At 72.6% G+C, this 13338-nt stretch carries 8 protein-coding genes; 4 read left to right on the forward strand and 4 right to left on the reverse strand.

Annotation, left to right across the window (positions count from 1 at the left end; translation table 11 throughout):
• Window positions 1-50: 50 nt before the first annotated feature.
• Together ACSHT8_RS00725 and ACSHT8_RS00730 are read right to left on the reverse strand one after the other, a co-directional pair.
• The gene (locus ACSHT8_RS00725) at window positions 51-3551 is read right to left on the reverse strand and encodes a P-loop NTPase fold protein (protein ID WP_436496676.1); all 3501 of its coding nucleotides are present in this window, start codon (window positions 3549-3551) and stop codon (window positions 51-53) included.
• Between the two features lie 58 nt (window positions 3552-3609).
• The gene (locus ACSHT8_RS00730) at window positions 3610-4404 is read right to left on the reverse strand and encodes a hypothetical protein (RefSeq protein WP_436496678.1); all 795 of its coding nucleotides are present in this window, start codon (window positions 4402-4404) and stop codon (window positions 3610-3612) included.
• A 71-nt stretch (window positions 4405-4475) separates the two neighbouring features.
• On the opposite strand from ACSHT8_RS00730, the gene ACSHT8_RS00735 reads away from it, so the two are divergent.
• The 4 genes from ACSHT8_RS00735 (at window position 4476) to ACSHT8_RS00750 (ending at window position 10573) form a co-directional block, all read left to right on the forward strand.
• On the forward strand, window positions 4476-5684 hold the full coding sequence (locus tag ACSHT8_RS00735; protein WP_436496680.1) for a low temperature requirement protein A: 1209 nt from the start codon (window positions 4476-4478) through the stop codon (window positions 5682-5684).
• Between the two features lie 63 nt (window positions 5685-5747).
• Window positions 5748-7142 carry an ATP-binding protein gene (locus ACSHT8_RS00740; RefSeq protein ID WP_436496682.1) on the forward strand — a complete coding sequence of 465 codons (1395 nt, stop codon included), beginning with the start codon at window positions 5748-5750 and terminating at the stop codon, window positions 7140-7142.
• The gene (locus ACSHT8_RS00745; protein WP_436496684.1) at window positions 7139-9085 is read left to right on the forward strand and encodes a vWA domain-containing protein; all 1947 of its coding nucleotides are present in this window, start codon (window positions 7139-7141) and stop codon (window positions 9083-9085) included. Before ACSHT8_RS00740 ends, ACSHT8_RS00745 begins: the two co-directional genes overlap by 4 nt.
• 51 nt (window positions 9086-9136) lie before the next feature.
• Entirely contained in the window at window positions 9137-10573 is a 1437-nt protein-coding gene (locus tag ACSHT8_RS00750; protein WP_436496686.1) for an alpha/beta hydrolase, read from the forward strand.
• Window positions 10574-10616: 43 nt separating this feature from the next.
• Here ACSHT8_RS00750 and ACSHT8_RS00755 read toward each other — a convergent pair whose 3' ends face one another.
• Window positions 10617-11777 carry an Rv0361 family membrane protein gene (locus ACSHT8_RS00755; RefSeq protein ID WP_436496688.1) on the reverse strand — a complete coding sequence of 387 codons (1161 nt, stop codon included), beginning with the start codon at window positions 11775-11777 and terminating at the stop codon, window positions 10617-10619.
• 24 nt (window positions 11778-11801) lie between these two features.
• Window positions 11802-13049 (reverse strand): Rv0361 family membrane protein, encoded by a 1248-nt coding sequence (locus tag ACSHT8_RS00760; protein ID WP_436496690.1) that lies wholly within the window; start codon window positions 13047-13049, stop codon window positions 11802-11804.
• Between the last annotated feature and the right edge of the window lie 289 nt (window positions 13050-13338).

The following is a 13338-nucleotide window of genomic DNA, read 5'->3' on the forward strand; positions in this document are numbered from 1 at the left end:
GTCAGTGTGACAGATCAGTCACTCTCCGATTAGGTGATCGTCGGATACGACTAATCTGATTCCATCAGGTCATAGGTGTCGAAGCTGAACCGGGCGATGATTCCGGCCCAGGTGCGGTACGTCGCCAGGTCGCTGTGCACGGGACCGGCCGCGCGGACACGGGCCAGCGTCGCTGTGACTGCCCGCCACCCCGTGTCGGTTCCCTCCAGTTCGGCCAGCACCGCCCAGATGTCGGTGCCGTCGGCCGTGCGCACCGCGGTCAGCAGTTCGCGGGCGCGGTCCGGTCGGGTGAGCGTGACCGCGAGCAGGATCAGGACCGCCTGGTAGGGGCCGCCGCGATCGGTGCCGACGAACCGGGCGAGGTCGTCGCCGGGCACGCCGATGCGGATCAGCCGGTAGAGGTTGATCAGCTTCTTGACCGTGCGCGGGGTGTCCAGCAGCGGGCGCAGCGACTTCACGAACTCGCGCTCCACCTCGCGCAGCAGCAGCCGGTCCGGCCGCAGTGCCGGGTCGGGTGTCGGCGGCCGCTCGACCGGCGCGGCCTGCCTGGCTTTGGTCGCGCGCGGCGGCGGGTCGATCTTCTCGGTGCGTCCGGCGACCACCTCGTGCGGCCGCGCCCACTCCGGCTCGGCCTGCGGCAGCAGATGGTCGATCAGCTTGTCGGCGCCCTCGCCCATCGGGCGCAGCGCGAACGCGATCTGGAAGATCTTGTCCAGGTAGTCCAGCGGGCGGGCCGCGTCGCCGTCGTCGCCGCCGAACAGTTCGGCCTGGTGCTGTTCGAGCGACCGCCGCAGCCACCGCGGGTCGACGGCCACCACGACTACGAACAACGGCAGCGCCAACAGCAGGTGCACCGCGGCCAGCACGTCGACCACCTTGCGCGGCGGGCAGCGGTCGAGGTCGTCGACGTAGAGCACGATCCGCTCCAGCGGCGGCGGCCCTTCCGACGTCGCCTTCCACCGCTCCAGCGCGGCCGCGACGTCGGCGCTCAGCGCCCGCAGGTGCTCGTGTGCCCGCCCGAGGACACCGCGGTACTGCGCGTAGTGCCCGGCCCGGACCTCGGCGATCAGCGCGGACAGCCGGGCCGTCGGATCGGTCGGGTGCGGCTCGGCGTCGGCGATGCGGGTGTCGAGGATCTGCTTGCGCGCCTTGACCTTCTCCCGCAGCGACCCCGGCAGCCCGGCGAACTTGCGCCACCCGCTGAGCAGCCCCTCGGCCACCGGCAGCACCGCCGCGCCCGCCGCGATCACCGTCGCCCCGACCGCCACCAGCGTCGGCCCCCACAGCAGCCAGCTGGCCACCGCCGCGCCGAGCACGACCGGCAGCAGCACCAGCGCCCTCACCGAGCTTCGGCGGTCACGCAAGACGGTCCGCTCGCGCCACAGCAGCCGCAGCAGCGCGGGCGCGCGCAGGCCCGCCGCGGCGCCGCCGGTGCGTTCGGCCCGGTCCAGCTCGGCGCCGAGGTCGCGGCTGCGGGCCCGCAGCTCGGCGAGTTCGGCGCGCTTGGCCGGGTCCGGCTCCGGTGGGCGCTCGTCGGGGTTGAGGCTGTCGAACAGGTGCTCCACCAGCCCGACCCACAGGTGGTCGTCGCTGTATTGCCAGGCGTTGAACCGCACTTGGCGGACGTTCGCGGCGAACACACTGTGCTGCGGCGACGCCGTCGACCGCTCCGCCAGCGCCGCGACCCGGCGTTCGAGCTGGCGCAGGAAGCTCGACTTGCCCGCGCCCCACGCGCCGAGCAGGGCTACCGACAGCGGCGGATTGGTCGACCGGTCGGCGATCAGCGTGGCCAGCGTGTCCACGTCGCCCGCGAAGCCGAGCCGGTCGTCGGTGCTCTCGGCGTCGTTGCTCAGTCCGGCGCGCAGCCGGGTCGCCGGCCGCGAGTCGATGTCGGTGCCCGCGACCGGCATCCCGGTCGCGAGGTCCCATACCCGGATGGCGCCGTCGTCGCCGCCGCTGACCAGCCTGCCGGTGCCGTCGATCGCGAGCGTGTGCACCCGGCCCGCGTGGCCGTGCAGCACGGTCGGGTCGTCCGGCCGGGACAGCGGCCAGACCAGGATGCGGCCGTCGTCGGCGCCCGCTGCGAGCCTGCCGCGGCCGGTGGCCAGCGAGCGGATCGCGGCGGTGTGGCCGGTGTAGCGCGTCCCGGTGCGACGCTCGCGCGGCTGGATCACCACCTCGCCGTCCGCGCCGCCGACCACCACGCGCTCGTCGTGGGTGATCGCGACGGCGTGCACCGCGGCGCTGGTCTGGAGCACGACGGTGCCCGGCAGCCGGGGGTCCCACAGCCGCATGGTCGCGTCGTCGCCGCCAGAGGCGACCATCGACGACGACGCCGCGACCGCGCGGACCCAGTCGTCGTGCTGGTGGACCACGCCGTCGAACCCGGCCGACAGCGCCCGCGTCACCGCGCCGGACAGGCTGCCCGCCACGACGTCGCCGCCCGGGGTGAACGTCGCCGCGTGCACCGTCGAGCTGTCGGGCAGCACCGCGAACCGCTCGCCCTGCCCGGTCACCCGGTCCCACCGCCACAGCTCGCCGTTCTCGCAGCAGGCCAGGACCACCAGCGACCCGGATGTGCTCACCGCGCGGATCCCCGAGGTCGGCCCGGCCAGGGTCGCGCGGTGGGCGCCGGTCGCGGTGTCCCAGACCCGCACGGCCAGGTCGTCGCCGCCGGTGATGATCTCGTCTTCCGCCACGGCCATCGCCCGCACACCGCCGCCGTGGCCGACCAACTCGACCGGAGTCGGCCCACCGATCCGCACCGTCCGGTCGCCGCAGCCCGCGAGCACCCGGCCCGCCCGGTCGATCGCCAGGCTCGACACCCCGCTGGGGTGGACCGCGAGCCGGGACACGGCGTTGGCCCGCTGCTCCCACTGCCAGACCGTGCCCTCGGCGCCCGCGTAGACGACCTTGGCGCCGTTGTCGCTGATCGCGACCGCTCTGGCGGCGTCGAGCTCGAAGTGGGTGGCGACGCGGTCCTCGTCGGCGTGCCACAGGTGGATGAACCCGGTGGTGTCGGCGCACACGACCGTGCCCCCGTCCGGGGTCACGGCTATCGCGGTCACCTCGCCGGGGAAGGCGGTGATCGTGGTTGCCTGCCCGCTGGCCGAGTCGAAGCACTGGACCTTGCCCGACGTGCCGCCGAGGAACACCCGGTCGCCCGCGGTGGCGGCGACGTGGATCGGCCCGTCGTGGCGGAACACCTCGCCGCGGCCGAGCGCCGTCAGCGCGCCGTCGAGCCCGCCGACCCACACCGTTCCCGAGCCGACCGCGACCGCGCCCGCGGGGGACGGGTGGACCTGGGTGGGTGGGGAGGTGTCGCCGAACGAGAACCGGTGGACGCCCGCCGGACCGGCGCTGTAGCAGGCGTCGCCGTCCACGGCCAGGTCGACGAGCCCGCCGGGGCTGACCAGGATGGACGCGAGTTCCTCACCCTCGATGCCGTCCCACAGCCGCACGGTGCCGTCGTCCCCACCGGTGACCACTCGGTCGCGGTGCAGGACGATGGCCCGGACCCGGCCGGGATGCCCGGCGAACGGCGCGATCATGGCGAGGAGTCTGCCCGGTGGCGGCGACAGACCGCTACCGAATGGTCACAGCTCTGGGTCAGTGCTTGTCGGCGTGGTCGGAGAAGACGCGGACGGCTTCCTCGACGGCGGCGAGCCGCGCGATCCGTACCGCGTCGTTCAGCGGCCGCAACGCGTCGGCGCGGCGGCGGGCAGAAGACGACGACACGGCGCTGCCGGGGGCGTCCTCGGCGGCCAGCTCCAGGATCGCCGACACCTCGTTGGCGCGCTGCAGCACCCGCAGCGCGCGCGGGGGAGTGCCCTCCGGCCACGGCGCGTTCGCCCGGTGCGCCACGCGCGCGGTGATCTCCTCGCGCACACCCGCACGGTGCTTGGCGACCCCCAGCTCAGTCAGCACACCCGCGGCGACCCGCATCGCGCCGGTCAGCTCGTGCTCGGCCTCGCCGAGGGGCAGGTGTTCGGCGGCGGGGGCGTCGCCGATGTCGAAGACGGTCCACCGCAGCACCCCGTCGGCCACCGGCTCCGGGACCAGGCCCAGGGCGGCGCCGTGCAGGACAACGGCCTCACCGGCGTGCAGGGCGGTGCCCGCGAACTCGCTGCGGCCACCCAGGCCGCGCACGTCACCGGCCACCGGCAGCACGAGCCTGCCGCCGGTCACCTCGGCCCGGCGCAGCGCCGCGAGCAGCCCGGCGACCTGCCCGCCCGCCTCGCCGCGCAGTGGGACGTCGAGCGCGGTGGCGGTGGGCTCGTCGACAGCGACCACGTCGTGCAGCTCCGCCCAGTGGAGCAGGGCGTCGAGGACGTCGTCAGGGGCGGCGGAACCGTTGAGCCAAGCGGAAACCCATACCGCGAATGTCGCACTCGGAGTTGACACGTAGGCGAGGGTACTTGCCCGCCAACGGGCCTAGGACTCCGGGGATGCGGGCAAGTGTCACTATTGGCCACATGAGCAAGACCGCGCGGTCCACGGGTATGCGTCGGATGGCCGAGAGTTCGACGGCCACCAACCTCGAACTGTTCTTCGACCTCGTCTTCGTCTTCGCGCTGACCCAGGTCACCGCCTTCATGGCCGAGGACCCCACCTGGACCGGCGTCGGCCGGGGCGCGCTGATGCTCGCCGTGGTGTGGTGGTGCTGGGTCGGGTATTCGTGGCTGTCCAATCTGGTCAAGGCCGACGAGGGCCTGGCCAGGGTGGCGATGCTGACGGCCATGGCGGCCATGTTCGGTGTCGCCATCGCGATCCCCGAGGCGTTCGAAGACCTGCCCGGCGGCCTGCACGGCCCGACGGTCTTCGCCTTCGGCTACCTGGTCGTGCGCCTTGTGCACCTGTGGCTGTTCTGGATCGTCGCCCGCGGCGACCACGCCCTGCGTGCCCAACTTGTCCGATTCGGCGCGACCATGGCGGGTGGCACGATCCTGCTGCTCATCGCCGCGCAGACCTCCGGCACCACGCAGGCGCTGCTGTGGGTCGCCGCGATCGTCGCCGACTACGGCGGCACGGTCGCCATCGGCGTGACCGGCTGGCGCATCGAGTCGGCCAAGCACTTCGCCGAGCGGCACGGGCTGATCCTGCTCATCGCGCTGGGCGAGTCCATCGTGGCCATCGGCGTCGGGGTCAACCTGCTGCCGATCTCGCTGCCGATCATCGTGGCCGCCGCGCTGGGCCTTGCCGTGTCGGCGTGCCTGTGGTGGGCCTACTTCGACACCCACGCGACCATGTCGGAACACGCGCTCGCCGAGGCCGAGGGCGAGGACCGCGCCAGGATGGGCCGCACCGCCTTCACCTACCTGCACCTGCCGATGGTCGTCGGCATCGTGATGCTCGCCCTGGGCTTGAAGAAGGTCCTCAACTACGTGGCGGGCGACGGCGGGCACACGCTGTCCGACGCCCTCTACGGCCCGCCGCTGTGGGCGATGTTCGGGGGCGTCTCGCTGTTCCTGCTGGCCATGGCCGGGGTGTCGTGGCGCTGCCACCGCAACCTCAAGGTCCAGCGGATCGCGCTCGGCCTGGCGCTGCTGGCCATCGTGCCGCTCATGGCGTTGCTCCCCGCGCTCGCGTCGCTGGGGGTCCTGACCGCGGCGATGATGGGCCTGATCGCCTACGAGTGGATCAAATACCACGAGCACCGCGAACAGATCCGGGCGAGCGCCTAGAGCGCACTCCATGTCGACCACATGCCCGAATCTGCGTAGCGTCGAGGTGTGACCGTCCCCGCAGTGTCTTTTAGAGATGACCTTCCCCGCACCGCGGGTGCCCTGCGCGCCGCCGGACACCTGCCCAAGAGCGTCAAGGCCGAGATCCGCGACAACCTGCTCGCCGCGCTGAAGGCGGGCCGCGACCCGTGGCCGGGCATCGTCGGCTTCGACCAGACGGTGCTGCCCCAGCTCGAACGCGCGCTGCTCGCGGGCCACGACTTCGTGCTGCTCGGCGAGCGCGGCCAGGGCAAGACCCGGCTGCTGCGCACCCTGGTCGGCCTGCTCGACGAGTGGACCCCGGTCATCGATGGCGCCGAACTCGGCGAACACCCGCTGGCCCCGATCACCCCGGCGTCGATCCGTCGCGCCGCCGAGCTGGGCGACAACCTGCCGGTCACGTGGCGCCACCGCGACGAGCGCTACACCGAGAAGCTGGCCACCCCCGACACCTCCGTCGGCGACCTCATCGGCGACGTCGACCCGGTCAAGGTCGCCCAGGGCCGCACCCTCGGCGACCCCGAGACCATCCACTTCGGACTCGTCCCGCGCGCCCACCGTGGCATCGTGGCGGTCAACGAGCTGCCCGACCTGGCCGAACGCATCCAGGTCGCGCTGCTCAACGTCATGGAGGAGCGCGACATCCAGGTCCGCGGCTACACGCTGCGCCTGCCGCTCGACGTGCTGCTCGTGGCCACCGCGAACCCCGAGGACTACACCAACCGCGGCCGGATCATCACCCCGCTCAAGGACCGCTTCGGCGCCGAGGTCCGCACCCACTACCCGACCAGCGTCGCCGACGAGGTGGCCATGGTGCGCCAGGAGGCCCACCTGGTGGCCGAGGTGGGCGACCCGCTGCTGGAGGTGCTGGCCCGGTTCGTGCGCAACCTGCGTGAGTCCAGCGCCATCGACCAGCGCTCCGGGGTGTCCGCGCGCTTCGCCGTGGCCGCCGCCGAGACGGTGGCCGCCGCCGCGCTGCGCCGGTCGGCCCTGATCGGCGAGGAGCCCGCGGTGGCCCGGCCGATCGACCTCGACTCGGTGCCCGACGTGCTGCGCGGCAAGCTGGAGTTCGAGTCCGGCGAGGAGGGCCGCGAGACCGAACACCTCACCCACCTGCTGCGCCGAGCGGTCGCCGAGACCGCGCGCGACCGGTTCGCCGGGCTCGACCTGCGGCCGCTGGTCGACGTGATCGCCGACGGCACGCTGGTGGCCACCGGGGAGCGCGTGCCCGGCTCGGAGGTGCTCGCCGCGCTGCCCGAGCTGCCGCTGCTGCACGAGGTCGCGGGCCGGGTCGACGTGGGGCCCGACGACAGCCCCGGCCGGATCGCCTCGGCGGTCGAACTGGCGCTGGAGTACCTGTTCCTCACGCGCAAGGTCGCCAAGGACGCCACAGCGGGCGCGGTGGTGTACGGGCCATGACCGGTTTCCGGTACGGGCCGTTCCACGACGGGCCGGACCCGCTGGCCCCGCCGGTCGACCTGCGCGAGGCGCTCGAACAGCTCGGCCGCGACGTCATGGAGGGCTCGTCTCCCCGCTCGGCGCTGGAGGAGCTGCTGCGCCGCGGCACCAGGGAGACCGCGGGGCTCGACGAGCTGACCCGCAGGCTGTGGGAGCGCCGCGCGCGCATCCAGCGCCGCCACAACCTCGACGGCACGCTGAGCGAGGTCCGCGCGCTGCTCGACGAGGCGCTGGCCGCCGAGCGGGCCGCGCTGTTCCCCGACCCGTCCGACGACGCCCGCTTCCGCGAGACCCAGCTCGACGCGCTCCCGCCAGGGACGGCGGCGGCGGTGCGCGAGCTGGCCGATTACGACTGGCGGTCCGAGCAGGCCCGCGACGCCTACCAGCGCATCCGCGACAAGCTCGGCCAGGAGCTGATGGAGTCGCGGTTCCAGGGCATGAAACAGGCGCTCAGCGACGTCCGTCCCGAGGACGCCGAACGCATCCGGCGGATGATGGCCGACCTGAACGACCTGCTGCTGTCGCACCTGCGGGGCGAGGACACCACGCAGAAGTTCGACCGCTTCATGGCCCAGCACGGCGACTTCTTCCCGGAGAACCCGCGCACGGTCGAGGAGCTGATCGACGCGCTGGCCGCCCGCGCCGCCGCCGCGCAGCGCATGATGAACTCGATGAGCGCCCAGCAGCGCGCCGAGCTGTCGGAGCTGATGGCCGCCGCGTTCGGCGACCCGCGACTCGCCGAACAGGTGTCCACTTTGGACGCCAACCTGCGCGCGCTCCGGCCGGGTGAGGACTGGACGTCGTCGGCCCGCTTCCGCGGCCAGGATCCCCTCGGCCTCGGCGAGGGCGCCCAGGCGATGGCCGACCTGGCCGAGCTGGACGCGCTGGCCGAGCAGCTCGCCCAGTCCTACCCGGGCGCGCGGCTGGAGGACATCGACCTGGAGGCGCTGTCCCGCCAACTCGGCGACGACGCCGGGGTCGACGCGCGCAGGCTGTCCGAACTGGAGCGCGAGCTGCGCGACCAGGGCCTGCTGGAACGCGCCGCCGACGGCTCGCTCCACCTGTCGCCCAAGGCTTTGCGGCGCCTCGGCGAGACCGCGCTGTCCGATGTGGTCGGCACGCTGCGCTCCAGGCGGGGTGAGCGTGACACCGCCCGCGCGGGTGCGGCGGGCGAGGTCACCGGGGCGTCGCGGCCGTGGGAGTTCGGCGACTCGGAGCCGTGGGAGGTCTCCCGGACCGTGCGCAACGCCGTACTGCGCACCGCGTCGACCGGCGAGGCCGTCCGGATCGACGTGACGGACGTCGAGGTCGTCGAGACCGAACAACGCGCGAGGGCGGCGATCGCGCTGTGCGTCGACACGTCGTGGTCGATGATCCAGGACGGCCGCTGGGTCCCGATGAAGCGCACCGCGCTGGCTCTTCACCACCTGGTGAGCACGCGGTTCCGTTCGGATGAGTTGCAGCTGATCACCTTCGGCCGCCACGCCTCCACAGTGGACATCGGCGAGCTGACCGCCATGGAAGGCGTGTGGGAGCAGGGCACCAACCTGCACCACGCCCTGCTCCTGGCGGGCAGGCACCTGCGCCGCAACCCGGACGCCAACCCGGTGGTCCTGGTGGTCACCGACGGCGAGCCGACTGCCCACCTCGAGCCCGACGGCCACGCCGAGTTCATGTACCCGACCACGGCCCGGACGCTGTCGAAGACCCTCACCGAAGTGGACGCCTTGGCCAAACTCGGTGCGTCGGTGACGGTGTTCATGCTGGGGGAGGACGAGAACCTGGCCAAGTTCGTCGACCTGATCGCCCGCCGCGGCCGGGGCCGGGTGATCGCCCCGGACCTCGACGGCTTGGGCGCGGCGGTGGTCGGGGACTACCTTGGCAGCCGGAGGCCACGCCACTAGCCGACTAAGGCGGCAAGGGTGAACCGGACAGCGCGTTGTCGGGTCGGAGCCATGGTCGTCGCGATCGTGGCCAGCGCCTGCGCGTCCGCTGTGGAGGCGGCTCCCATCACGTTCCGGCCGTGCGGCAACCTGCTGGACGAACAGGCAGTCCCCGAGCCGCGCCGCTCCCAGTTGAGCTATGAGTGCGGAACGCTCGCGGTGCCCGTCGACCACGCCGATCCCACGGGCGACCGCATCGACATGCAGGTCGTCCGCGTGCGCTCGACCCAGCAGCACGACCGGATCGGCGCGCTGGTGGTGAACTACGGCGGACCGGGAGGGTCCGGCCTCGAAGGCATGGCCAGTTGGCCGGGAGCGGTCTCCGACGACATCCTCGCCCGCTTCGACCTCGTCAGCTTCGACCCCCGCGGCACCGGTCGGTCGGCGGGCATCCGGTGTCCCGGCCTGGACGCCCCGCCGGACCCGGGCGTCGACGTGGCCACCGACGCGGGCTTCGACCAGGTCCTCGCCGACGACGCGCGGCGCGCCCGCGAGTGCGCCGACCGGCTCGGTGGCCGCGCGCAGCACTACAACACCGAGTCGACCGCCCGCGACATGGACGCGCTCCGCCGAGCACTGGGCGACGACAAGCTCACCTTCGTCGGCTACTCGTACGGGGCGACACTGGGAGCCGAGTACGCCGACCAGTTCCCCGACCGGGTCCGCGCGGCCGTGCTCGACGGCCCGCCCGATCTGGCACTCGACAACATCGCGTTGTTCGAGGGCGTCATCGCGGGATTCGAGGACAGCTTCGCGCGCTACGCCGCTGGCTGCCCGACAAGGCCGTCCTGCCCAGGCGACCCGCGACAGGTGTTGGCCGACCTGGTGCAGCGGGCCGCGATCACCCCGATCCCGGCCAAGAAACCGGGCGAGACCCGCGTCGCCCACCCGCACCAGATCATCCAAGGCGTGATCGGGTTCCTCTACGACGACGCGCTGTGGCCGTACCTCGACGAAGCCCTGACGGCCGCCGCCACGGACTCCGACTCGACGGAGTTCTTCGCGATCGACGACCGGAACCGCTCCGGCACCGACGACCCCGCCGTGGCCGAGCCTCGGCACGCGGGGTTCGTCATCGGCTGCAACGACAAAGGCCCGCCGCCGCCCGACGAGCGGATCAAGGAGGGGGTCGGCCGGATGATCGCGAGGTTCCCGGTGTTCGGCCGATGGGCGGCGTACGGAGTGGTCGGCTGCCGGAACTGGCAGCCCGCGCGGCACGAGCTGAGCCGCCCGACCGCGCAGGGTGCCGCGCCGATCCTCGTCATCGGCACCCGGCACGACCCCGCCACCCCGTACGCGGGTGCGGTGGACCTCGCGAAGGCGCTCAGCAGCGGCAAACTGCTCACCTGGAACGGCGACGGCCACACCGCCTACCACCAGTCGGAGTGCATCGACCGCCACGTCGACGCCTACTTGATCAGGCTGGCCTTGCCCACGTCGGACTGCTGATCCTCGACAGCGGTGGCCCTGCCCACCTCGGACCGTGGACCTTCTACAGCGAACAGACCCGCCACTCGCCGTCTTCCTTGACCAGCGGGTACGTCCGCCGGTCCACCCGCCCCGTGCTCACGTCCGTGGCGAGGATCGTGAACGTCGGCGGATCGGCCTCCTCGTCGACGCTCTCCAGCGTCAACCGAAACCCGCCCGCCAGGAACACCTGGTCAGACCGCGTCTTGTCCGCCGCGCACGTCACCCCCGCCAGAGCGGTGGCGTCCTGCACGTTCACCGCGTCCACGAACACCCGGGCGGTCCTGATCGGGTCCGCGGGATCCTCCCGGAAGAACAGCACGCTGCCCACCACGATCCCGGCGACCAGCACCACCCCCACCGCGCCCGCCAGCAGCATCCGCCGGTTGCGGCGCCTACCCGGCTCGGCGGCGGGGATCGCGGGGATCTTCTGGCTCGGCCAGCTCGCCTCCGGCGGCGGCACGCGGCGCTCGTTGAACTCGCGGCCGTCGTGGCGGACGAGGGTGGTCCAGGCCTGGCCGTCCCAGTAGCGGCGCTCGACGCGGCCCTCCGGGTCGGGGCGCCAGCCGGGGGCCAGCATCTTCTCCAGTTCCTCGGCGACCCCCGGCGCCACGTCGCGGCGGTTGCGCAGCTGGGTCATGAGGCCCCACACGGCGGCGCGTTCGGACTCGTCGCGCAGGCGGTGGCGGAGTTCGGCCAGGAGGGTGTGCTGGTCGGCCCGTTCGATCGACGGGCGCTCCAGGAGCTCGTAGTAGCCGTCGAGGTACGGGATCAGCGGCGGGCGCGGCAGCGGGTCGGGCAGCCGGGGCGCGGGCGGCAGGTCGAGCAGGGCCGTGCGCAGCGCGCGGGCACGGTCGACCCCGGCGGCGGCCGGGTCGAACACATCGGTGTCGGCCAGCTCCGCGGGCAGGGCCATCGGGACGGCCCGGACCGTCAGCACCGGCCTGCGCAGCTGGCGGGCGTAGCGCACCGAGGCCATGCAGCCCGGCGACCGCAGCGAGGCCGGGGAGAGCACGAAGAGGAACGCGTCGCACCGCTGCACGCGCCGCAGCACCCCGTCCCACCAGGTCGGACCGGTCGACTCGCCGCGGTCGAACGCGACCTGGTTGCCCATGCCCGCCAGGTCGGCCCGCAGCTTCGCCGCGAGGTCCCGATCCGGCTCAGCGTGGCTGACGAAAACCTGCATCGCCCACTCCGCCCACCGCGCCCGTCAGCGCCCAGAGAGCGCCTTGCTGATGTCGCACACCCGCCACTCGCCGTTCTCGTCGGCGAGCGGGATGCTCAATGTTACCGACGAGTTGCCTGTGGTGCGGGCGGCGAGGATGGTGAATCGCGGATCATCCCGGTCGACGTCGACGCTTTCGAGGGTGACGTTGGCGGTGTCGAAGAACGCGCCGTAGAGGTGGCTGTTCTCTTTGAGGTCCCGTGCGCAGACGTAGCGCTGCATGGCCTTGTCGTCTCGCGTGTTCACCGCGTCGACGAAGTTGCGGGCGATCCGGGTCGCGGCCTCGGGGTCGGCCGAGGAGCTGCCGAACATTAGCAGCCCGCCGGTCACCCCTCCGGCCGCGGCGACGACGGCGCCCGCCACGATCCACGGCAGCACCCGGCGCTTGGCCTTGACCGCCACGGCGGCCGGTGCGGGCTGCGATGGGGCGCCGGGCATGACGAGTTCGTCGGTCTTCTCCCCGCGCTGGCGGGGACCGGTGTTGACCTGCGGCGGCTTGCTGCGGTCGTTGAACTCCTGGCCGTTCTGCACGACCAGCGTCGTCCACACCTGGCCGTCCCAGTAGCGGGCCTCGAACCGCTCGTGCGGGTCGGGCTGCCAGCCGGGGGCGAGGATCTGCTCGATGTCCTCGGCGACCTGGCTGGTCAGCCCCGGCCTGCCGCGCAGCCGCACCAGCAGCTCCCAGACGTCGGCGCGTTCCTGCTCGTCGCTCAGCCGCACCTTCAGCGCGCCGAGCAGTTCGGCCTGATCCTCGTCGGCGATCTCGTCGGCGTCGATCCGGTCGAGGTAGGCGTTGAGGTAGGAGGTGGGGATCTCGGGCTCGGCGGGCAGCCGCTGCGGCAGCGGCTTGGCCATCGGCAGCGCGTTGAACGCCTTCAGCAGGGCGATCGCGCTCTCGGCCGACCGGTCGGCGTAGTCGACGAGCCCGGCGGTGAGCCCGTCGGGGATGTCGGCCTTCGGGACGTGCCGGACGACGACGGGCAGGATCGGCCGTCTGAGCGCCTCGGCGTAGCGCAGCTCGGCCAGGCACGCCTTGGAGCGGATCGAGTCGGGGGAGATGGCGAAGACGAAGACGACGCAGCCGCGCACGTGGCCGAGCACGTCGTCCCACCAGTCCTGGCCGCCGTGGCTCTCCCGGTCGAACCACACGTGGTGGCCTAGTCGTTCGAAATCCGCGCGCAGTTGGGAGATCGATGCTTGGTCGCGTCGGGCGTAGCTGATGAATACGTGCATCGGGGCGGCTCACGTTCACTGGCTGTGATGCGGAAGTGCACGCACGCTATTTGCGTGTCCGTTCGACGGACAGGGACCAAAGGCCCTAGCGCCACACCACCGGCTTCGGTCCGTCGCGCTCGCGTCGCAGGCCGGAGGCGGTTGTGACAACCGAGCGTGAGATCCGCGCCGATGTGACACAAACACCACCCGCATCGAGACGTAACCGTTGGTAACACCCGGAGCGTCGCGCACCGTGACCGCCTTCCGTGACGTACCGTTGGTACGCCAGGAGAGGTCGGGACCACCG

Source organism: Actinokineospora sp. HUAS TT18 (assembly GCF_051364635.1).
Lineage (GTDB): Bacteria > Actinomycetota > Actinomycetes > Mycobacteriales > Pseudonocardiaceae > Actinokineospora.